Source organism: Pseudomonas sp. FW305-96, from assembly GCF_058783825.1.
This window is the reverse complement of record NZ_JBYSYW010000008.1, coordinates 179,300-200,207: the sequence shown is the minus strand read 5'-3', so window position 1 is coordinate 200,207 and position 20,908 is coordinate 179,300. Positions and strand designations below refer to the sequence as shown.

The 20,908-nt window shown below is 64.6% G+C and carries 17 protein-coding genes; 6 read left to right on the top strand and 11 right to left on the bottom strand.

Annotation, left to right across the window (positions count from 1 at the left end):
* Both AC3WL2_RS09050 and rlmKL read right to left on the bottom strand, forming a co-directional pair.
* The coding region (locus tag AC3WL2_RS09050; RefSeq protein WP_102719666.1) for a sensor domain-containing diguanylate cyclase at positions 1-2,272 on the bottom strand (2,272 nt) is incomplete at its 3' end.
* 95 nt (positions 2,273-2,367) lie between these two features.
* On the bottom strand, positions 2,368-4,572 hold the full coding sequence (gene rlmKL, locus AC3WL2_RS09045) for a bifunctional 23S rRNA (guanine(2069)-N(7))-methyltransferase RlmK/23S rRNA (guanine(2445)-N(2))-methyltransferase RlmL (protein ID WP_102682738.1): 2,205 nt from the start codon (positions 4,570-4,572) through the stop codon (positions 2,368-2,370).
* 550 nt (positions 4,573-5,122) lie between these two features.
* Here rlmKL and rmf point away from each other — a divergent pair.
* Entirely contained in the window at positions 5,123-5,338 is a 216-nt protein-coding gene (gene rmf / locus AC3WL2_RS09040) for a ribosome modulation factor (RefSeq protein ID WP_003248687.1), read from the top strand.
* Between the two features lie 138 nt (positions 5,339-5,476).
* Here the strand turns inward: rmf and AC3WL2_RS09035 are convergent, their stop codons facing one another.
* Positions 5,477-6,502 (bottom strand): quinone-dependent dihydroorotate dehydrogenase, encoded by a 1,026-nt coding sequence (locus AC3WL2_RS09035; protein WP_102682737.1) that lies wholly within the window; start codon positions 6,500-6,502, stop codon positions 5,477-5,479.
* 94 nt (positions 6,503-6,596) lie between these two features.
* Between AC3WL2_RS09035 and AC3WL2_RS09030 the strand changes: the two genes are divergently transcribed.
* The 4 genes from AC3WL2_RS09030 (at position 6,597) to AC3WL2_RS09015 (ending at position 11,495) form a co-directional block, all read left to right on the top strand.
* Complete coding sequence (locus AC3WL2_RS09030; protein WP_102682736.1) at positions 6,597-7,844, top strand: CmpA/NrtA family ABC transporter substrate-binding protein; 1,248 nt, start codon at positions 6,597-6,599, stop codon at positions 7,842-7,844.
* A gap of 10 nt (positions 7,845-7,854) precedes the next feature.
* On the top strand, positions 7,855-8,430 hold the full coding sequence (locus tag AC3WL2_RS09025; RefSeq protein WP_046854754.1) for an ANTAR domain-containing response regulator: 576 nt from the start codon (positions 7,855-7,857) through the stop codon (positions 8,428-8,430).
* Between the two features lie 173 nt (positions 8,431-8,603).
* Positions 8,604-9,815: a nitrate/nitrite transporter gene (locus AC3WL2_RS09020; RefSeq protein WP_102682735.1), complete on the top strand. Its 1,212-nt coding sequence runs from the start codon at positions 8,604-8,606 to the stop codon at positions 9,813-9,815.
* A gap of 9 nt (positions 9,816-9,824) precedes the next feature.
* Positions 9,825-11,495 carry a bifunctional protein-serine/threonine kinase/phosphatase gene (locus AC3WL2_RS09015; RefSeq protein WP_102682734.1) on the top strand — a complete coding sequence of 557 codons (1,671 nt, stop codon included), beginning with the start codon at positions 9,825-9,827 and terminating at the stop codon, positions 11,493-11,495.
* Positions 11,496-11,605: 110 nt separating this feature from the next.
* On the opposite strand, the gene AC3WL2_RS09010 is transcribed toward AC3WL2_RS09015, so the two are convergent.
* From AC3WL2_RS09010 to ppsA, 8 genes are all read right to left on the bottom strand, one after another.
* Positions 11,606-12,646 carry an OmpA family protein gene (locus AC3WL2_RS09010; RefSeq protein ID WP_102682733.1) on the bottom strand — a complete coding sequence of 347 codons (1,041 nt, stop codon included), beginning with the start codon at positions 12,644-12,646 and terminating at the stop codon, positions 11,606-11,608.
* Positions 12,647-12,756: 110 nt separating this feature from the next.
* On the bottom strand, positions 12,757-13,323 hold the full coding sequence (gene sigX / locus AC3WL2_RS09005) for an RNA polymerase sigma factor SigX (RefSeq protein ID WP_046854750.1): 567 nt from the start codon (positions 13,321-13,323) through the stop codon (positions 12,757-12,759).
* A 113-nt stretch (positions 13,324-13,436) separates the two neighbouring features.
* Complete coding sequence (locus AC3WL2_RS09000) at positions 13,437-14,261, bottom strand: mechanosensitive ion channel family protein (protein ID WP_102682732.1); 825 nt, start codon at positions 14,259-14,261, stop codon at positions 13,437-13,439.
* Positions 14,262-14,263: 2 nt separating this feature from the next.
* Positions 14,264-14,527: a hypothetical protein gene (locus tag AC3WL2_RS08995; protein ID WP_038706516.1), complete on the bottom strand. Its 264-nt coding sequence runs from the start codon at positions 14,525-14,527 to the stop codon at positions 14,264-14,266.
* An 89-nt stretch (positions 14,528-14,616) separates the two neighbouring features.
* The gene (locus tag AC3WL2_RS08990) at positions 14,617-15,612 is read right to left on the bottom strand and encodes a zinc transporter ZntB (RefSeq protein ID WP_102682731.1); all 996 of its coding nucleotides are present in this window, start codon (positions 15,610-15,612) and stop codon (positions 14,617-14,619) included.
* Between the two features lie 25 nt (positions 15,613-15,637).
* The gene (gene rraA, locus AC3WL2_RS08985; RefSeq protein WP_023630330.1) at positions 15,638-16,129 is read right to left on the bottom strand and encodes a ribonuclease E activity regulator RraA; all 492 of its coding nucleotides are present in this window, start codon (positions 16,127-16,129) and stop codon (positions 15,638-15,640) included.
* 117 nt (positions 16,130-16,246) lie between these two features.
* The gene (locus AC3WL2_RS08980; RefSeq protein ID WP_102682730.1) at positions 16,247-17,239 is read right to left on the bottom strand and encodes an alpha/beta fold hydrolase; all 993 of its coding nucleotides are present in this window, start codon (positions 17,237-17,239) and stop codon (positions 16,247-16,249) included.
* A 183-nt stretch (positions 17,240-17,422) separates the two neighbouring features.
* Positions 17,423-19,798, bottom strand: a complete 2,376-nt coding sequence (ppsA, locus tag AC3WL2_RS08975) for a phosphoenolpyruvate synthase (RefSeq protein ID WP_102682729.1) — start codon at positions 19,796-19,798, stop codon at positions 17,423-17,425.
* Between the two features lie 178 nt (positions 19,799-19,976).
* Here ppsA and ppsR point away from each other — a divergent pair, with 178 nt between their 5' ends.
* Positions 19,977-20,795 carry a posphoenolpyruvate synthetase regulatory kinase/phosphorylase PpsR gene (ppsR, locus tag AC3WL2_RS08970; protein ID WP_046854746.1) on the top strand — a complete coding sequence of 273 codons (819 nt, stop codon included), beginning with the start codon at positions 19,977-19,979 and terminating at the stop codon, positions 20,793-20,795.
* Positions 20,796-20,908 lie beyond the last annotated feature (113 nt).

Genomic DNA, 20,908 nt, shown 5'->3' with positions numbered 1-20,908 from the left:
CCGTGACCCGCCCGACACCTTCCACCGGCACACTGCGCACCCCCTGCCACAACTCCTGCGCCAGCATCCGCGCCTGCTCGGCATTGCTCCCGGGGCACAGCACCATGAACTCCTCCCCGCCCAAGCGGCAGAACACATCGGTGCGCCGCAACCGATGCGCGATTCGCTGGCAAAGATTGCGCAACACATGATCCCCGACCGCGTGCCCGAACTGATCGTTGATACGCTTGAAATGATCGATATCCAGCATGATCACCGCCAGGTCCAGACCTTCGCGCTGTGCCCGATCCAGTTCGTTGCGCAGCCGCTCCTGGAAATAGCGTCGGTTGTAGATGCCGGTCAGGGCGTCGGTCACCGACAATGCGCGTAACTCTTCCTCGACCCGCTTGAGATCCGAGATGTCCGTCAGGTAGCCATGCCACAGCGTGCTGCCATGCTCGCCGATCTCCGGCGTAGCCTCCCCACGCACCCAGCGCAGCCCCGCTTGCGGCAGGCACACCCGATACTCCTCGCGCCACGGCGCAAGATGCTCGGCGGAATACCGCACCGAGCGTCGCACCCGCTCCAGGTCGTCAGGGTGAATACGCTCGAACACCGCCGTGGCGTCCTCGCGCAGCACCGCCAGGTCAACCTCGTAGATGTCGTGCAAACCTTGGCTGGCATAGGGAAAACAGGAATGGCCATCGGCATCCAGGCGGTACTGGTAGATCCCGCCAGGCACCTCGGCACTGAGTTTCTCCAGCAAGCGGTCGCGGGCCGCCAGGGCTTCGTGCACCCGGCGCCTCTCGGTGACATCGATGCAGATCGCCAGGTAACCCACCCACAAGCCCTGCTCGTCCAGCACCGCCGTCACCAGCATGTTGGCCAGCAGATGGCTGCCGTCCTTGCGTACCAGCGTCCAGTCCGCCGGCTGCGCGCCACCCTCCTGCACCGTTTCGGCGAACATCGCCTGGCCGGCGCCGACCTCGCGGCCAAAGCGCACGCTCAAGGCATGGGCACGCTGGTGCAGCTCTTCGGGCAACACCAGGTCCTCCAGCCGCAGGTGGCCCAGCGCTTCGCCGGCCGAGTAGCCCAGCATGCGTTCGGCGCCGGCATTGAACGTGCCGATCACTCCGCGCAGGCTGGTGGCGATGATCGCGACCTGGGTCGCGGCATCGAGCACGCTGCGCAACTGGTTGTGAGTCTCGCGCAACGACTGCTCGCTGACACGCAACTCGGCGGTGCGCCGGGCCACCAGGCCCAGGGCACGCTGGCGCTGGCTGAACAGGCTGTAAAGCAGCAGCGCCAGCAATATGCTCAGCAGGCCACCAAGCAATGCCACGACTGACACCGCAGACGACCGGTTGGCCAACAGAAAGCCCTGGCTGGGGCGAATATCGAGCTGGTAGTGATGGTCGGCCAGGTGCAGCAGGTGACTGCTGGCAAGGCCCATGCGCGCCGGCGGCATGCCCGAGTCGAACAGCACCTCGTGACTACCCTCGGTGGACAGATCGAGGATGCGCACCACCAGGTTGTCATCGGCCACGGTCGGCAGGCTCTCGGCTATCAACTGGTGCAGGCTGAGCAACGCCATCACATAACCTCGGGGCAACTCGCTCGCCGGCGCATCATCGGCGAACACCGGAGCGACCATCAGCAGGCCGCGGGTGTAGGCCGGCTCGACATTGATCATGTCCAGCGGCGCAGACACCGCCATGCTGCCAGGGCCCGAGGCCCGGGCCAGGGTCGCGGCGCGCAGCGCCTGCCCGCCCAGGTCGAAACCATAGGGCTGGGCCTGCCGGCTCGCCGCCTGGGTGTACAGGACCGGGTAGTAGTGATCGCGCATCGCTGCCGCCTGCCAATGCCCCTGGGCGTCCAGGTCGCGGATCTGGTAAGGCTGCCCCAGCAAGGCGCTGGCCTGCTGTTCGAACGCCGCGCGCTGCCCGGACGCTACCCGCGGCGCCCAGGAGTAGGCCTGGGTGCGATGCAGCAACGGGCGGGCATAGCCATCGAACTCGTAGGGCGTGATTTCACTGGAGTAGGCGAAAAAGCGGCGCAGGCCGTCCAGGCGCTGCTCCTGCTCCTCGAAACGTTCGGCGATGCGGCTGTAGCGTTCACTGGCCAGCAGTTCGAAACGCTGGCGCAGTTGCTGCTTGAAGAAGGTCTGCGTGGCAATGGCCAGCGCGGCCGTGAGCAGCGCCCCGGCGACCAGCGCCGCCAGGGCCACGCCCCAGGCCGACAGCTCGTCACCGAACAGGCCAAGCGGCTTCGCAGGTACGCCTGGGTTCGACATAGAGGACTCTCAGCAACGTCAGCGTCCTGCGTATTGTCCCGCCCTGTCCTGCTTTATAGCCGCTGGCCAGTGGCCACGCCATGTACCTCGTCGGCTCAGCGCAAACGCAGCTGCCAGGCGCGATGGATGCGGTTGTTGCGAGCGAAGTCAGGGTCCAGGGTCTGGGCGCTGATTTCCTCCACCGCATACCGCGTCGCCAGGTGCTCGTCGAGCTGGAACTTGCGGAAGTTGTTGGAGAAGTACAGCACACCACCCGGCGCCAGGCGCGCCATGGCCAGGTCGAGCAGTTGCACATGGTCGCGCTGCACGTCGAACACCCCTTCCATGCGCTTGGAGTTGGAGAAGGTCGGCGGGTCGATGAAGATCAGGTCGTAGCTGTCCTGGGCGTTCTCCAGCCAGGCCATGACGTCGCCCTGCTCCAGGCGGTTGCGCTCGGAGAAACCGTTGAGCGACAGGTTGCGCCGTGCCCAGTCCAGGTAGGTCTTCGACAGGTCGACGCTGGTGGTGCTGCGCGCGCCGCCCTTGGCCGCATGCACGCTGGCCGTGGCGGTGTAGCAGAACAGGTTGAGGAAGCGCTTGCCCGCCGCCTCGCGCTGGATACGCAGGCGCATCGGGCGGTGGTCGAGGAACAGGCCGGTGTCGAGGTAGTCGGTGAGGTTGACCAGCAGCTTGACGCCGCCCTCGCTGACTTCCTGGAAGCGACCTTCGGTGGCCTGGCGTTCGTACTGGCGGGTGCCGGTCTGGCGCTCCCGGCGCTTGAGCACCACGCGCTGCGGATCGACGCCAAGGGCCTGCGGAATCGCGGTCAACGCGTCGAGCAGGCGTGCCTGGGCCTTGTCCGGGTCGATCGAGCGCGGCGCGGCATACTCCTGCACGTGCACCCAGTCGTGGTACAGGTCGACAGCCAAGGCGTACTCGGGCATGTCGGCATCGTACACGCGGTAGCAATCGACCTGCTCGCGGCGGGCCCACTTGCCCAGCTGCTTGAAGTTCTTCTGCAGGCGGTTGGCGAACATCTGCGCACCTTCCGACAGGCGCGCCGGCTCGCTGGCCACCGGCGCCTGGCGGCGCGGCTCGCCCTCACCCGCGTCGGCCTGGGCCTGAGCCTGACGACGATCGCCAGTGACGAACTGGTCGGGCTGGACCTTGAACAGCAACAGCTTGCACGGCAATGCGCCGTTCCAGAAAGCGTATTGCTTGTGGCTGCGGATACCCATGCGCTTGCCCAGCTCCGGCGCGCCGGTGAACACCGCCGCGTCCCAGCCCATGCATGCCTGGCGCAGGCGCTCGCCGAGGTTCTGGTAGAGGTACAGCAGGCTGGCCTCATCGCCCAGGCGCTCGCCATAGGGTGGGTTGCTGATCACCAGGCCCTTCTGGTTCTGGTCCGGGCGCGGCTCGAAGCTGGCCACCTCTCCCTGATAGATCTTCACCCAGTCGCCCAGGCCTGCGCGCTCGACGTTGTTGCGCCCCGGCTGGATCAGCCGCGGGTCGGCCTCGTAGCCACGAATCCACAACGGTGGCTTGGCCAGGCCCACTTGGGCACGGGCCTGGGCCTCGTCGTGCAGCTTGCGCCACAGCGCCGGTACGTGCCCGAGCCAGGCCGTGAAGCCCCAGCGCTCGCGCTTGAGGTTGGGGGCGATGTCGGCGGCGATCATCGCCGCCTCGACCAGGAAGGTGCCCACACCGCACATCGGGTCAGCCAGGGCGCCGCCCTCGGCCGCAATGCGTGGCCAGCCCGAGCGGATCAGCACCGCCGCTGCCAGGTTTTCCTTCAATGGCGCCGCGCCCTGCTGCAGGCGATAGCCGCGCTGGTGCAGGCTGTGGCCGGACAGGTCGAGGGACAGAATCGCCTCGCCACGGTCCAGGCGCAGGTGCACCCGCAGGTCCGGGTCGAGCTTGTCCACCGACGGGCGCAGGCCTTCGCGGTTGCGCAGTTTGTCGACAATGGCGTCCTTCACTTTCAGGGCGCCGAAGTGAGTGTTGTCGATACCCGAGCCATGGCCGCTGAACTCCACTGCCAGCGTGCCGTCGGCCGCCAGGTGGTCAGCCCAGTCGAGCGCATGCACGCCGTCATAGAGGTCGTCGGCGTTCTTCATCGAGAAACGCTTGAGCACCAGTAGCACCCGGTTGGCCAGGCGCGACCACAGGCACAGGCGGTAGGCGGTTTCCATGTCGGCCGAGCCGCGAATGGCCGAGGTGTGTTCACGCACCTCGGTCAGGCCCAGTTGGCTGGCCTCTTCGGCGAGCAGGCCTTCAAGGCCCTTGGGGCAGGTGAGATAAAGTTCGAAACGGTCCGACATGTGTAATCCAGAGCCTTTGGCTAGGTAAATGGCAAGCCGACGCATCGGCTGCCGCTGTTTGCCCGCGCACCTTTCCAGCAGGCGCCCGGGTGGCCTTGCGAAGCGATCGCAAGACCTGGCCGCTCGGCAGACCAATGCCTCACGCAGAAGCGAAAGAGGCTTTGATCGTCGGGCAGTGTGAAAATTTCGTGGACCCAGGGTTCAGATGTGACCCTTCGTCGCATTACCAATTATTACTGTCATCATCGAGCAACGCTGGCCAATTGACGTCAACGTTGACTAAACCCTGATCATAGCGGGCCCAACGGCAAACAAGGTTGAGTCGCATTTATTTACTTATCCCCTCACCCTCGGAAAGGTTACGTCCTTATGACAAATCGATCATTCACACTGTGACTCGCATTCGTTAGAACTGATCTCAGGCCGCACCGCAACGGGGCGGCACTTTCAGCCCGCGACGCCGGCAGCGGGCGCAAACCGGCAGAACGATTCTGCCCGGCCTCGGAGAGGCCGACGGGACATTACAGTCAACAAGTGAGGGCAACACCCTATGAGAAGACTTAAGCGTGATCCGTTGGAAAGAGCATATTCACGTGGCTACCAGTATGGAGTCACCGGCAAATCCCGCGAACTTTGCCCCTTCAATCTACCCTCTGTACGCCAAGCCTGGATCAACGGCTGGCGCGAAGGTCGCGGCGATAACTGGGATGGCATGACCGGCACCGCTGGCATTCATAGACTCAACGAAAATCACGCCGTTGGCTGAACGAGGACACTGAATTCGAGCACCATGCGCGCCCTATCCGGGCGGCGGGCTGCGGCCCAGGGGCCCCTTTGAAGGGGCCCTTTTTTATGCACCTTATTTTCTCGCCACATTTTCTATACAGCGTGGGAGCGGCTCATTTCATGGTTTCGGCATCGCCGCAATCGCATCCACCGCTTCACGAATCAACGCCGGGCCTTTGTAGATGAAGCCCGAATAGATCTGCACCAGGCTAGCCCCAGCGGCGATCTTCTCAGCCGCGTGGCGCCCCTCGGTAATGCCGCCAGCGGCGATGATCGGCAGCTTGCCGCCCAGCTCGCCCGCCAGCACCTTCACCGTGTGCGTGCTCTTTTGCAGTACCGGCGCACCCGACAGGCCGCCCGCCTCGCCACCGAACGGCAGGCCTTCGACACCTTCGCGGCCCAGGGTGGTATTGGTGGCGATCACCGCGTCCATGCCCGACTCGCGCAGCGCCGCGGCCACCAGCGCGGTCTCTTCGTCGCTCATGTCCGGTGCAATCTTGATCGCCAATGGCACGCGCTTGCCGTTGGCCGTGGCCAGCTGTTCACGGCGCTCGGCCAGGGCATCGAGCAGTTGCTTGAGCGAGTCGCCGAACTGCAGAGAACGCAGGCCCGGGGTATTCGGCGAGCTGACGTTGACGGTGATGTAGCTGGCGTCGTTGTAGACCTTTTCCAGACAGATCAGGTAGTCGTCCTGGGCCCGCTCGACCGGGGTGTCGAAGTTCTTGCCGATGTTGATGCCCAGTACCCCGGTGTACTTCGAGGCGCGCACACGTGCCAGCAAGTGGTCGACACCGAGGTTGTTGAAGCCCATGCGGTTGATGATGGCCGTGGCTTCAGGCAGGCGGAACAGCCGCGGCTTGGGGTTGCCCGGCTGCGGGCGCGGCGTCACGGTGCCGATCTCGACAAAGCCGAAGCCCAGCTGGGCGAAACCGTCGATGGCCGCGCCGTTCTTGTCCAGGCCTGCGGCCAGGCCGACCGGGTTGGCGAAGTTCAAGCCCATCACCGTCACCGGCAACGCCGCTGGCTGCTTGCACAGCAGACCATTGAGCCCCAGGCGGCCACCAGCGCCGATCAGGTCCAGCGAGAGGTCGTGGGAGGTTTCCGGGGAGAGCTTGAACAGCAGCTGGCGGGCCAGGGTATACATGGGCGGGCGGACTCGCGGTGTGTGAGGGGGCGATTATAGCCAGCGCGCCGCCGGGGCGACAGGGCCATGGCACATGGGTTGCTATGTCTGTTGCATGCCGCTCCATTGCGAACGCTCGAGGAACTCCGTGAACACACCCCTCCCGACAACGCCCCTGGCCTGGGTCAACGGCAGCGACGCGCCGGAAAAACCCAGCCTGGACATCGGTTTCATGGCCCTCACCGACTGCGCCTCGGTGGTGGTAGCCGCCACCCAGGGCTTCGCCCAGCCATTCGGCCTGACCTTAAACCTGCGCCGCCAGGCCTCCTGGGCCGGGCTGCGCGACAAGCTGGTCAGCGGCGAACTCGACGCCGCCCACTGCCTCTATGGCCTGGTGTACGCGGTGCACCTCGGTATCGGCGGCGTGCCCGCCAGCCCCCTGGCCGTGCTTATGGGGCTGAACCAGAACGCCCAGGCCATCAACCTCTCCCCCGCGCTGCAGCGCAAGGGCGTGACCAACCCCGAGGCACTGGCGCGGCTGGTGCACCAGCAAGGCGCACGGCTGACCTTCGCCCAGACCTTTCCCACCGGCACCCATGCCCTGTGGCTGTACTACTGGCTGGCCAGCCAGGGTATCCACCCATTGCGTGACGTCAGCAGCGTGGTGGTGCCCCCGGCGCAAATGGCCGCCCACCTGCAGGCCGGGCGCATCGACGGCTTCTGCGTCGGCGAACCCTGGTCGGCGGACGCGCTCGCCAAGGGCCAGGGCTTCACCCTGGCCACCAGCCAGTCGATCTGGCCCGATCACCCGGAAAAGGTCCTGGCCTGCGCCCGCGGTTTCGTCGAACAGTACCCCAACAGCGCCCGGGCGCTGATCCAGTCGGTACTCGCCGCCGCGCGCTTCATCGAGCAGAGCCAGGAAAACCGCCGCAGCACCGCGCAACTGCTCAGCGGCAGCGCCTACCTGGACACCCCCGTCGACAGCATCGAGCCGCGCCTGCTCGGCGACTACCAGGATGGCCTCGGCCATCGCTGGCACGACCCCCATGGCCTGCGCCTGTTCGACCAGGGCCGGGCCAACCTGCCCTACCTCTCCGACGGCATGTGGTTCATGACCCAGTTCCGCCGCTGGGGCCTGCTGCGTGACGACCCGGACTACATCGGGGTCGCCCGCCAGGTGCAACAGCAGGCCCTTTACCGCGAGGCTGCCTCGGCACTGGGCGTGCCCTGCGCCGACCTACCCATGCGCAGCAGCCTGCTGCTCGACGGCCGCCGCTGGGACGGCAGCGACCCCCATGGCTATGCGCGCAGCTTCCCCCTGCACGCCCTGGACGCGGTGCCTGATGCCCGCGCCAGTCACTGAGGGGGCGAACATGCTGCGTATCTTGCTGATCGACGACACCGAAAAGAAAGTCGGTCGTCTCAAGGCCGCCCTGATCGAGGCCGGCTTCGAAGTGATCGAGGCCGGCAACCTGAGCATCGATCTGCCCGCCTGTGTCGAAACGGTGCACCCGGACGTGGTGCTGATCGATACCGAGTCACCTGGCCGCGATGTGATGGAGCAGGTGGTGCTGGTCAGCCGCGATCGCCCCCGTCCGATCGTGCTGTTCACCGACGAGCACGACCCCGACGTGATGCGCCAGGCGATCCAGGCTGGAGTCAGCGCCTACATCGTCGAGGGTATCCAGGCCACGCGCCTGCAGCCGATCCTCGACGTGGCCATGGCACGTTTCGAAAGCGACCAGGCGCTGAAGGCGCAATTGCTGGCCCGCGACCAGCAACTGGCCGAGCGCAAGCGCATCGAACAAGCCAAGGGGCTGCTGATGAAAATGAAGGACTGCAACGAGGAAGCGGCCTACACCCTGATGCGCCGCCAGGCCATGAGCCGCCAGCAGAAGCTGATCCAGGTGGCGGAGCAGATCATCGCCATGTCGGAGATGCTGGGCTAGTTGCAATGACCCGCAGACCTTGGCCCGTCTCTTGCTCATGGAACACCAGGTAGCCAACGGCGGTTGCCCCCCCAGACCCCGACAAAGACGTCGCTTCCCCGCCACTTATCCGTGGACCGGGCAGCGGCGTCTTTTCGTTTCCGCCCTGTGTTGTGCGCCCCACGAGGTGTCCGATGAATACGAGCTTCTGGAAATCCGGGCATGTGCCCACCCTGTTCGCCGCCTTCCTGTATTTCGACCTGAGTTTCATGGTCTGGTACCTGCTCGGCCCGATGGCGGTGCAGATTGCCGCCGACCTGCAACTGACCGCACAGCAACGGGGCCTGATGGTGGCCACGCCGATCCTGGCCGGCGCGCTGCTGCGCTTTGCCATGGGTCTGCTGGTCGATCGCCTGTCGCCCAAGACCGCCGGGCTGATCGGCCAGGTGGTGGTGATCGTCGCCCTGGCCTGTGCCTGGCAGTTGGGCGTGCGCAGCTACGAACAAGCCTTGCTGCTGGGTGTGTTCCTTGGTTTTGCCGGGGCCTCGTTTGCCGTGTCCCTGCCGCTGGCCTCGCAGTGGTACCCGCCGCAGCACCAGGGCAAGGCCATGGGCATCGCCGGTGCCGGCAACTCCGGCACGGTGTTCGCCGCCCTGCTGGCGCCGGCGTTGGCCGCCGCCTTCGGCTGGAACAATGTGTTCGGCTTTGCCCTGCTGCCGCTGCTGCTGACCCTGGTGCTGTTCGCCTGGCTGGCCCGCAATGCCCCGCAACGGCCCAAGCCCAAGGCCATGGCCGACTACCTCAAGGCCCTTGGCGACCGCGACAGCTGGTGGTTCATGTTCTTCTACAGTGTCACCTTCGGCGGCTTCATCGGCCTGGCCAGCGCCCTGCCTGGCTATTTCAGCGACCAGTACGGCCTGAGCCCGGTGACCGCCGGCTATTACACCGCCGCCTGTGTGTTCGCCGGCAGCCTCATGCGCCCGCTCGGCGGCGCCGTCGCCGATCGCTTCGGTGGCATCCGCACCCTGCTGGCGATGTACGGCGTCGCCGCCGTGTGCATCGCGGCGGTGGGCTTCAACCTGCCCAGCGCGGCGGCGGCCCTGGCGCTGTTCGTCAGCGCCATGCTCGGGCTGGGGGCCGGAAATGGCGCGGTGTTCCAGCTGGTGCCGCAGCGCTTCCGCCAGGAGATCGGCGTGATGACCGGGCTGATCGGCATGGCCGGCGGCATCGGTGGCTTCCTGCTCGCCGCAGGCCTTGGCACCATCAAGCAGCACACCGGCGACTACCAGCTCGGCCTGTGGCTGTTCGCCAGCCTGGGCCTGCTGGCCTGGTTCGGCCTGCATGGCGTCAAGCAGCGCTGGCGCACCACCTGGGGCTCGGCCGCAGTCACCGCGGCGCGGGTCTGAGGCGCCGCCATGAGCCTGCTACTGAGCTTCGCCCAGGCCAGCGCCACAGGCCCGCGCACGGAAAACCAGGACGCCCTGCGCCTGGTCACCCCGGTACCGGAACTCGCGGCCAGCAAGGGTTATCTGTGCGCGCTGGCCGACGGCGTCAGCCAGTGCGCCGACGGCGGCCTGGCAGCACGCGCCAGCTTGCAGGCCCTGGCCCTGGACTACTACGCCACGCCCGCCACCTGGAGCGTGGCCCAGGCCCTGGACCGTCTGCTGGTGGCGCAAAACCGCTGGCTGCGCGCCCAAGGCAATGGCCAGCCGCTGCTCACCACCCTCAGCGCCCTGGTGCTGCGCGGGCGACGCTTCACCCTCGCCCACGTCGGCGACTGCCGGGTGTACCGCTGGCAGGACGACCAGCTGCAATGCCTGAGTGAAGACCATGTGTGGGACCAGCCCGGCATGCAGCACGTGCTCAAGCGCGCGCTGGGGCTGGACCAGCAGTTGCTGGTGGACTATCTGGAAGGCGATCTGCACGAAGGCGAGTGCTTCGTGCTGCTCAGCGACGGCGTGTGGGCCAGCCTGGGCGATGTGCATATCCAGTCGATCCTGCGCGAACACCCCGACCTGCAGGAAGCCGCCGATACCCTCGTGGCCAGCGCCCATCACTGCGGCAGCCAGGACAATGCCAGCGCCTTGCTGGTACGAGTCGACCAGCTGGGCGCGAGCAACCTGGGCGACACCCTGGCGCAGCTCAAGCAGTGGCCGCTGCCAGCCGCTTTGCGTGAAGGCCAGATGATCGATGGCTGGCAGGTCGACGGTTTGCTGGCCCAGAGCAGGCAAGCGCTGCTCTACCGCACCCGTGATCCGCAAGGCCGGCCCTGGTTGCTCAAGACCCTGCCCCCGACCCGCGACAACGAGCCCGGGGCCGCCCAGACCTTGCTCATGGAAGAGTGGTTCCTGCGCCGGGTCGCCGGCCGCCACTTCCCCGAAGTGCACCCGGCCAGCCAGCGCCAGCACCTGTACTACCTGATGCGCGAATACCCGGGCACGACCCTCGCCAGCCTGCTCGTGGCGGGCGGCCCGCTGCCCCTGGCGCAATGGCTGGAAATGGCGCGCCAGCTGCTGCAGGCTGTCGGCGCACTGCACCGGCGCAACCTGCTGCACCGTGACATCAAGCCGGAAAACCTTCACTTGGGCGAAGATGGCCAGTTGCGCCTGCTGGACTTCGGGCTGGCGTATTGCCCAGGGCTTTCCGAGGACCCGCCCCACGCCTTGCCAGGCACGCCCTCGTTCCTTGCCCCGGAAGCTTACGACGGCCTGCCCCCTGCGCCGCGTCAGGACCTCTATGCCGCGGGCGTGACGCTTTACCAGCTGCTGACCGGCCACTACCCCTACGGCGAAGTCGAGGCGTTCCAACGGCCCCGCTTCGGTACGCCAGTGAGCCCGGCGCGCTACCGCCCAGATGTGCCGGAGTGGTTGCAGCACAACCTGTTGCAGGCAGTGGCGACAGATCCCGTGCAGCGCTTCGAGACCGCCGAACAGTGGTTGCTGTTGCTGGAGCGGGGGGATCGCCAGGAACTGGACGAGCGACCACGGCCGCTGCTTGAGCGTGAGCCACTGAAGGTATGGCGCACGATTGGGTTGCTGTCGCTGCTGTTGAACATGGTGCTGTTGCTGGTTCTGCTCAAGCACTAGGCTCTGTACGAGCCTAAGCACACAGGCAAACCGCGCCCCATAGGCACCCAGAAATCGCGGACAAAGAAAAACCCGGCCGAGGCCGGGTTTTTCGTGAAGCGTCAAACCAATTACTTGGCCTGGGCTTCTACCTGAGCTTCTACGCGACGGTTGACGGCGCGGCCAGCTTCGGTGGCGTTGTCGGCGACCGGACGGGTCTCACCGTAGCCAACCGAGTCAACACGGCTCGATTCAACACCGTACTGCTGGGTCAGGACCTGCTTGACAGCGCTGGCACGACGCTCGGACAGCTTCTGGTTGTAAGCGTCTGGGCCGACGGAGTCAGTGTGACCTTCCACGGTGGTGGTGGTCTGTGGGTACTGCTTCATGAAGTCAGCCAGGTTCTTGATGTCGCCGTAGCTGTTTGGCTTGACGACCGACTTGTCGAAGTCGAACTTGACGTCCAGCTCAACGCGAACGACTTCGGCAACAGCCGGGCAGCCATCAGCGTCAACGGTAACGTTGGCCGGGGTGTCAGGGCACTTGTCGACGTTGTCGCAGACGCCATCGTTGTCGCTGTCGGAGCAGACTTCGGCAACCGGAGCAGGCGCAGGAGCGGCTTTCTGGCCACCGCTGCCACCGAAGTTCAGACCCAGACCAACGGTCGGACCCCACTCGGTGTTGCCGTTGTCGATGTTGTACATGGCTTCGACGCCGGCACGGGCGAAGAACATGTCGGTGATGTACCACTTGGCGCCAGCGCCAACGTTGGCGAAGGTGGAGTGGTCACGGCCGCTACGAGTGGCCTGACCCAGGCTCTCGTGAGCGAAACCGGCGGAAACGTACGGACGCAGTGCATCGCCTACGGTACCGAAGTGGTAGGTAGCGTCGAGCTTGGTCTTGGAGCCTTTGATGTCCTTGTTCAGGACTTCACCACGAGCGTTGTGGGTCTCGTTGTAGCCCAGGTCCAGGGAGACGTCGTCGGTCAGGAAGTAGCCGAGGCGAACACCAGGGTTGGTGCCGTCGTTCTTGAAGTTACGCTCGCTGTCGTAGAACTGCTTGGTAACGTTACCTTCGATTTCGACTGCGCCTTGGCCTTGAGCCAGAGCGCCGAGCGAAGTCACGGCCACGAGAGAGCCAATGGCCAAGCCCAAGGTGTTTTTCAATTTCATCCGTTAAATCCCCATCTGGTGATAGTTAAGCAGTCCCACCAACATCCGGGGGACAACTCGACGGCAAGTCTAGCAGAACTTGCCGGTTGGTTAGAGGTATTTGCAGGCCACTAAGTTTCAGCCACGCCGGCAAATTTCTCTCTAAGCTTGTCGAGCGCACGCTTGTAGCGCATTTTCGTGGCGCTCAGGCCCATGTGCATGATGTCCGCGATTTCCTGGAATTCCAGCTCCGCGACAAAGCGCAGCACCAGGATTTCCCTGTCGATCGGGTTCACATGCACCAGCCATTTATCCAGCCCGCCTTTTTCTTCCGGCTTTGGTGCCTTGTCCTCGGACGCCTCTTCGACAGGGTCCAGGCTCAGCGCATCCATCAGCCGGCGCTTGCGACGCTCCTTGCGGTACTGGGTGATGCATTCGTTGTAGGTGATGCTGTAGAGCCAGGTCTTGAACTTGGACTTGCCCTCGAAGTTCTTCAACCCGTAGAGCACCTTGAGCATCACCTCCTGACAGACATCGTCGGCATCCCGATCGTTCCCCAGGTAGCGCGCACAGACGTTGAACAGCGTGCGCTGGTAGCGCCGCATGAGTTCCTCATAGGCGCGGGTGACATGAAACAGCTCCTCATGCGAACGCGCCACCAACTCCTCGTCGGTGAGCTCGCGGGGGTCATAGCGCATGGGCGGCGAATGAACTTTATTCAAAACGGATCTGGCCGACAGTCAGGTCAATGTCGCCGCTCGGCCCCGTGGGCCGTTTTTTGCGGCGGCATACATTAACAGCTTTTGTTCGGTTAGCGGCTATTCACGCGCTGCTCGAGCAGCTCGCGATTAGACAACGACACCAGTTCGCCATCATCGGTCAGCAGGGTCGTCTTGACCGTGCCGATCTCCTCGATGTGCCCTTCGACCTCGCCAATCCGCACCTGCTGGCCAACCTGGTAAAGCTCACGCACATAGATGCCGGCCAGGATCTGCCCGGCGATTTCGCGGCTGCCCAAGCCCATCGCCAGGGCAATTGCCAGACCAACGGTAATCAGCCCGATGACGATCACGTGGTTGAGCAGGTCGGTCTTGACCTCCAGCTGGCTGATGGCCACCGATATACTGATGATGATCACGAGGCCCTGGACGATACGCCCGACGCCAGCGGCGTACTCCAGGCCGATGCCCTCGGCGGCGCCGCGCACAAGGCCGTTGGCCAGTTGCGCCAACAGCACGCCGGCCAGCATCACCAGCGCCGCGCCGAATACCTTGGGCAGGTACAGCGCCAGCATGTCCAGGGTCGCCGAGACCCGCTCCAGGCCCAGCGATTCAGCCGCCGAAACCAGGAAGATCAACAGCACGAACCAATAGACGATCTTGCCGATCAGCGTCGAAATCGGTACCTGGATACCAATCCGGGCGAGCATCTTGGTCAGGCCGGTACCACTCATCAGGCGGTCCAGGCCGAACTTGGCCAGCACCTTGGACAGCAAGGTGTCGAGCAGCTTGGCCACGACAAAACCAAGCAGCACCACGACCAGTGCGCCGAACAGGTTGGGGATGAAGTTCGCCACCTTGGTCCAAAGGGCAGTCATGGCGGTGACCAGGCTCTGGGTCCAGAGATCGAGTTCCATATTCAATCGGCCTTATCTGCAGGGCTGCCTGCGGCAGGGTTGCGGGTAGAGTTGCGGCGCACCGGCGCCACATGCGCCGAGCCATTGTTCACGGCGATCAGCAGCGCCTGGCTCCAGCGGCCAAGCAGGCTGAACAGATCGCCCGCGCCAACCTGGCGGTTGGCGGTCTTGAGCACACGACCCAGGCACGCGGCGTCGTCACGGTCCTGGCCGGACGGCGACGCCTTGAGCAGGTCACGCAGGGATTCTTCAAACGGATCGTGCATGGGCACCTCGCGCAATGTCAGTCAAAGACGTGGGTACCAAGCGATGGGTCACACCTGCCACTGGGACGAATGTTTCAAAATACCTCATTTCAGACCCAGCGCAGCCGACGGAACAACCACCACTGCCCCGCCGCCAGCCCCAGCACCACGGTGCAGGCGAGCGCGAAGCCGTAGGGGTTTTCCGCCCCGGGAATACCGCCGACATTGATGCCCAGCAGGCCCGTGACAAAGCTCATGGGCAGGAAAATGCAGGTAATGATGCCAAACCGGTACATGGTCCGGTTCATTCGCTCGCTGCGGCGCCGATCCTCGCTTTCCAGCACCAGGGCGGCTCGCTCGCGAGCCAGTTCGAGTTCTTCGAGGTAGCGGATCAGGCTGTTGTTCAGCTCGTTCCAGTAGTCCGCGTCAGCATCGGCGAACCAACTGCATTTATTGCGCGAAAGCTGGGCATAGATATCGCGCTGAGGGGCAAGGAAACGGCGCAAGCCGGCGGCACGACGGCGGATCTGCTGCAGGCTGCCCTGTGCCGGCGAATACCGTTCGTCGGATTCTGCCTTTTCCTCTTCCAGATCGACCGCTTCGGACAGGTCGCTGACCAGCGCCTGGACCTTTTCGGTCAACAGTTCGCCCATCAGCAGCAACAGTTCGGAGGCCGTTTTCGGCCCCCTGCCCTCATCCAGTTGCTGGAGCACCTCGTCGCTGGCGCGCAACGGCCGCAAACGCAGCGAGATGACTCGCCGCGCCTCGGCGAAGATACGTACCGAAACCATGTCCTCGGGTTCGGCACCCGGGTTGAGGTTGACCCCGCGCAAGAACAGCAGCATCTGCTCGCCGGCCATCTGCAACAGGCGCGGGCGGGTGTTCTCCTCAAGCAACAGTTCGCAGGCGAACTCGCTCAGACCGCTGTCGTGCAGCAGCCAGGTGCGGGTCTGCGGATGGCTGCGGTCCCAGTGCAGCCACAGGCTCTCCTGGGGCAGCAACTGCAGGTCGTCCAGCTCGGTGCGGGCGATCGAACGCGCGCCACCCTTGCCATCGAGCACCAGGGCATGCACCAGGCCCCATTGCGCGTTGTCTTCCTCGAACATCAAAGCTCCATGGATGTGCGGCGAATCACTCGGGCATCTTCAGCGGGCTTGGCGAGACCAGCACGCCGTTGTTGTCGGCGTACACATATTCGCCCGGACGGAAGGTCACGCCGGCAAAGGTCACCGCGACGTTGAGGTCGCCAATGCCGCGTTTGTCGGTCTTCATCGGGTGGCTGGCCAGAGCCTGGATACCGACATCGGTCTGCGCCAGCACGTCCACGTCACGCACGCAGCCGTAGATCAGCAGGCCTTCCCAGCCATTCTTCGCGGCCTTCTCGGCAAGCATGTCGCCCAGCAGCGCCCGACGCAGCGAGCCGCCACCATCGACCACCAGGACCTTGCCCTTGCCATCGAGCTCGACCTGCTCCTTGACCAGGGAGTTGTCTTCGAAGCACTTGATGGTGACGATCTGGCCGCCGAACGAGTCGTGGCCGCCAAAGTTGCTGAACATGGGTTCGAGCACCTGGACCAGATCCGGATAGGCGTCGCACAGGTCGGGCGTTACGTAATGCTGCATGGGAAACTCCTGTCAGTCACAACGAAAGCGGGTGTCGGCCAAGGCTACACCTTGGGAGGGCCGGCAGTCATCCGGGACCGAGCAGTCAGTTGAACCGTCGCCGCGCCGGCCGATGTTTCAACTGGCAGCCACAGGCTCCATCACCACCGTCGAGGCATGCACCGCTACCAGGGGGTCGCGCAACCAGCGCTCCACCAACGGCCACACCTGGGTCTGCGCCGCCTTGCTGACCAGCATGTCGACATGCCCGAAGGCCTCGAAGCCTTCCTCGCGGCCCAGGCGCAGGAACTGCCTGGCATCACCGCCAAACTGCTCGAACAACTTGCGGCAGGCCCACACCGGATCCTGGAAGTCGCCGGCCCCGGCCACCGCCAGCAGCGGCACCTCGACTTCGGCCAGGCCCGACCACCAGTCCTTCTCCTTGTCGCCGAAGCGGCCGAACAGGCCATTCCAGCGCAGGCTCTCCAGGGCCAAGCCGATGGGTTCGTCTTCCGGGCCCCGCTTGAGGCGCGAACCGGAAATCTGCGCAAAACGCTTGAGCAGCATGCGCGCGCCCCACTCCACCGGTGGCACTTTCAACGGCCAATAAACCCGGCTGACCTGGGTGCCAAACAACGCCGCACTGGCCACCAGGCCGGTGTCGAGATAGCCGCTGCCCAGCGCCGCCGCCAACGTGGTCCCGCCCAGCGAGTGGCCGATCCAGCGCGGAACCTGCCCCGCTTTTTCATGTACGAAGGCGCCGATCACCGGCAGGTCGTAGCGCGCATAGTCGGCCACGCGATTCTGCCGCCAGTCGCGGTTGCGCGGCGACAGGCCGTGGCCGCGCATCTCCGGGATCCACACATCGAAACCGGCGCGTGCCAGGTAGGCGCCCAGGCCTATACCCTTGGGCGAATACCAGAAGCGCCGGTTGGAGAAGCTTCCGTGCAGGAGAATGACCGGCATGCCCTGGACGCGGTCCTGATCGGCCAGGCCCAGGCGGGTGACGGCCAGCTCTACGCTCGCATCCGGGCTGTTGCCGGCCTTGATCCGGTAAACGTCTTCGCTGAGGTCGCCGCGGCGCTCGGCACTGAGCAACGCGACGGGAAATTGGGTGCTGCTGCTTTGCATGGCTTCACAAATTCATTGGACATGAAACGTGGGAGCGGCGGTGCGCCGATGCGACTTGCCCACGATGGCGTCAGAGCAGACTACAGAGGTGTCTTCACTGACGCTATCGCGGGGCAAGTCGCATCGGCGCACCGCCGCTCCCACGCACTAACACCAGGGCGCAACAGGCGCCCTGTTACCGCATCAGGCCGCGCCCTGGCCTTCGGCCAGGAAGAACCAGGTCTCGAGCACCGAGTCCGGGTTCAGCGACACGCTTTCGATGCCCTGCTCCATCAGCCACTTGGCCAGGTCGGGGTGGTCCGACGGGCCCTGGCCGCAGATGCCGATGTACTTGCCGGCCTTGTTGCACGCGGCGATGGCGTTGGCCAGCAGCTTCTTCACCGCAGGATTTCGCTCATCGAACAGGTGGGCGATGATGCCGGAATCGCGGTCAAGGCCCAGGGTGAGCTGGGTCAGGTCGTTGGAGCCGATGGAGAAGCCGTCGAAGTACTCGAGGAACTCTTCGGCGAGGATGGCGTTGGACGGCAGCTCGCACATCATGATCACGCGCAGGCCGTTGTCGCCGCGGGCCAGGCCGTTTTCGGCGAGCAGGTCGACGACCTGGCTGGCCTCGCCCAGGGTGCGCACGAACGGCACCATGATCTCGACGTTGGTCAGGCCCATCTCGTTGCGCACGCGCTTCAGCGCACGGCACTCGAGCTCGAAGCAGTCACGGAACGACTCGCTGATGTAGCGCGACGCACCGCGGAAGCCCAGCATCGGGTTTTCTTCTTCCGGCTCGTAGAGCTTGCCGCCGATCAGGTTGGCGTACTCGTTGGACTTGAAGTCCGACAGGCGCACGATGACCTTTTTCGGGTAGAACGCCGCAGCCAGGGTGCTGATGCCCTCGACCAGCTTCTCGACATAGAAGCCGACCGGGTCGTTGTAGCCGGCAATGCGCTTGTCGACGCTCTCTTTCAGCTCCGGCGGCAGGCCGGCGTAGTTGAGCAGCGCCTTGGGGTGCACGCCGATCATACGGTTGATGATGAACTCCAGGCGCGCCAGGCCGACACCGGCATTGGGCAACTGGGCGAAGTCGAAGGCGCGGTCCGGGTTGCCGACGTTCATCATGATCTTGAACGGCAGCTCCGGCATGGCATCGACCGAGTTCTGCTTGATGTCGAAGCCCAGCTCACCTTCGAAGATGAAGCCGGTGTCGCCTTCGGCGCAGGAAACGGTGACGCCCTGGCCGTCCTTCAGGACCTGGGTGGCGTTACCGCAGCCGACCACCGCCGGGATGCCCAGCTCACGGGCGATGATCGCCGCATGGCAGGTACGCCCGCCACGGTTGGTGACGATGGCGCTGGCGCGCTTCATCACTGGTTCCCAGTCAGGGTCGGTCATGTCCGAGACCAGCACATCGCCTGGCTGGACCTTGTCCATCTCGGACACGTCGTTGATCACGCGGACCTTGCCGGCGCCGATGCGCTGGCCGATGGCGCGGCCCTCGACCAGCACGGTGCCCTTCTCTTTCAGCAGGTAGCGCTCCATGACATTGGCGCTGGCGCGGCTTTTCACCGTTTCAGGACGGGCCTGGACGATGTACAGCTTGCCGTCGTCACCGTCCTTGGCCCACTCGATGTCCATCGGGCGCTGGTAGTGCTGTTCGATGATCATGGCCTGCTTGGCCAGTTCATTGACTTCGTCGTCGCTCAGGCAGAAGCGCGCACGCTCGGCGCGGTCGACCTCGACGGTCTTGACCGAACGACCGGCCTTGGCTTCGTCGCCATAGACCATCTTGATCGCCTTGCTGCCCAGGTTGCGGCGCAGGATCGCCGGGCGACCGGCCTGCAAGGTGTTCTTGTGCACGTAGAACTCGTCCGGGTTGACCGCTCCCTGAACCACGGTTTCACCCAGGCCATAGGCACCGGTGATGAACACCACGTCGCGGAAGCCCGACTCGGTGTCCAGGGTGAACATCACGCCCGCGGTACCGGTCTCGGAGCGGACCATGCGTTGCACGCCAGCGGACAGGGCGACCAGCTTGTGGTCGAAGCCCTGGTGCACGCGGTAGGAAATGGCCCGGTCGTTGAACAGCGAGGCGAACACTTCCTTGGCCGCGCGGATCACGTTGTCGACGCCACGGATGTTGAGGAAGGTCTCCTGCTGGCCGGCGAAGGAGGCGTCCGGCAGGTCTTCGGCGGTGGCCGAGGAGCGCACGGCCACGGCCATGTTGTCGTTGCCCTGGGACATTTCGGCGAAGGCGGTTCGGATTTCCGAATCGAGACGCGCCGGGAAATCGGCCTCCATCACCCACTGGCGAATCTGCGCCCCGGTCTTGGCCAGGGCGTTGACATCGTCGACATCCAGCGCGTCGAGCGCCGCATGGATGCGGTCGTTGAGGCCACTTTGCTCGAGAAAATCGCGGTACGCCTGAGCCGTAGTGGCAAAGCCGCCCGGCACCGAGACACCGGCACCTGCGAGGTTACTGATCATCTCGCCCAGGGATGCGTTCTTGCCCCCCACATGCTCCACATCATGGACGCCGAGCTTATCGAGGGAAACTACGTACTCTACCAAGGTGATCTCTCCACTAACTGTATTGGAAAAGCTCAAGGGCGCCCGCCTGCCTGAATGACTGGGCCGGACGCTTGTGGCCTGGACCTGGAAAATAAGTGAGAATGCCGTGCAACCGCGTTCGGCAAACCGAACCTATCATATCCAGAAATCTTCGGCAGCTTAAGGCCCCCAGGTGCAAATGAAACGAACCGCGTTCTTCATCTCCGACGGTACCGGCATCACTGCAGAAACGCTGGGCCAGAGCCTGCTCGCACAATTCGAGAGCATTCCGTTCAATAAATTCACGCGCCCCTACATCGACACGCTGGAAAAGGCCCGGGCCATGGTCCAGCAAATCAACGCCGCGGCCGAGCGCGACGGGGTGCGCCCGATCATTTTCGACACCATCGTCAACCAGGACATCCGTGAGGTCATGGCCACCTCCAATGGCTTCATGATCGACATCTTCTCGACGTTTTTATCCCCGCTCGAGCAGGAATTGACCGCCCATTCGTCGTATTCCGTGGGCAAGTCCCACTCGATCGGCGGCAATTCCAACTACATGGAGCGCATCGAGGCGGTCAACTTCGCCCTGGACAATGACGACGGCGCACGCACCCACTACTACGACAAGGCCGACCTGATCCTGGTGGGCGTGTCGCGCTGCGGCAAGACCCCGACCTGCCTGTACATGGCCATGCAGTTCGGCATTCGCGCCGCCAACTACCCGCTGACCGAGGACGACATGGAGCGCCTGCAGTTGCCGGCGGTGCTCAAGAAGCACCACAACAAGCTGTTCGGCCTGACCATCGACCCCGACCGCCTGACCGCGATCCGCCACGAACGCAAGCCCAACAGCCGCTACGCAAGCTTCGCCCAGTGCGAGTTCGAGGTGCGCGAAGTGGAGAACCTGTTCCGTCGGGAGAACATCCCCAACATCAATTCCACGCATTTTTCGGTGGAGGAGATTTCGGCGAAGATCCTCGTGGAGAAAGGCGTCGAGCGTCGGTTCAAGTAAGCCCGCCATCGCCCTGTGGAAGCAGGGCCACTTCCTCAGGGCCCCGACGACCTACGAATAGCGTTTTCTGCGCCGCCCTGGGGAACCAATCTGCCGTGCGCAGCTCATAGCTG

Bases quoted from the DNA above. Each gene is read 5' to 3' on its own strand.
- rlmKL (WP_102682738.1), bottom strand. From the start codon at position 4,572: ATGTCGGACCGTTTCGAACTTTATCTCACCTGCCCCAAGGGCCTTGAA.
- rmf (WP_003248687.1), top strand. From the start codon at position 5,123: ATGAGAAGACTTAAGCGTGATCCGTTGGAAAGAGCATATTCACGTGGC.
- AC3WL2_RS09035 (WP_102682737.1), bottom strand. From the start codon at position 6,502: ATGTATACCCTGGCCCGCCAGCTGCTGTTCAAGCTCTCCCCGGAAACC.
- AC3WL2_RS09030 (WP_102682736.1), top strand. From the start codon at position 6,597: ATGCCGCTCCATTGCGAACGCTCGAGGAACTCCGTGAACACACCCCTC.
- AC3WL2_RS09025 (WP_046854754.1), top strand. From the start codon at position 7,855: ATGCTGCGTATCTTGCTGATCGACGACACCGAAAAGAAAGTCGGTCGT.
- AC3WL2_RS09020 (WP_102682735.1), top strand. From the start codon at position 8,604: ATGAATACGAGCTTCTGGAAATCCGGGCATGTGCCCACCCTGTTCGCC.
- AC3WL2_RS09015 (WP_102682734.1), top strand. From the start codon at position 9,825: ATGAGCCTGCTACTGAGCTTCGCCCAGGCCAGCGCCACAGGCCCGCGC.
- AC3WL2_RS09010 (WP_102682733.1), bottom strand. From the start codon at position 12,646: ATGAAATTGAAAAACACCTTGGGCTTGGCCATTGGCTCTCTCGTGGCC.
- sigX (WP_046854750.1), bottom strand. From the start codon at position 13,323: ATGCGCTATGACCCCCGCGAGCTCACCGACGAGGAGTTGGTGGCGCGT.
- AC3WL2_RS09000 (WP_102682732.1), bottom strand. From the start codon at position 14,261: ATGGAACTCGATCTCTGGACCCAGAGCCTGGTCACCGCCATGACTGCC.
- AC3WL2_RS08995 (WP_038706516.1), bottom strand. From the start codon at position 14,527: ATGCACGATCCGTTTGAAGAATCCCTGCGTGACCTGCTCAAGGCGTCG.
- AC3WL2_RS08990 (WP_102682731.1), bottom strand. From the start codon at position 15,612: ATGTTCGAGGAAGACAACGCGCAATGGGGCCTGGTGCATGCCCTGGTG.
- rraA (WP_023630330.1), bottom strand. From the start codon at position 16,129: ATGCAGCATTACGTAACGCCCGACCTGTGCGACGCCTATCCGGATCTG.
- AC3WL2_RS08980 (WP_102682730.1), bottom strand. From the start codon at position 17,239: ATGCAAAGCAGCAGCACCCAATTTCCCGTCGCGTTGCTCAGTGCCGAG.
- ppsR (WP_046854746.1), top strand. From the start codon at position 19,977: ATGAAACGAACCGCGTTCTTCATCTCCGACGGTACCGGCATCACTGCA.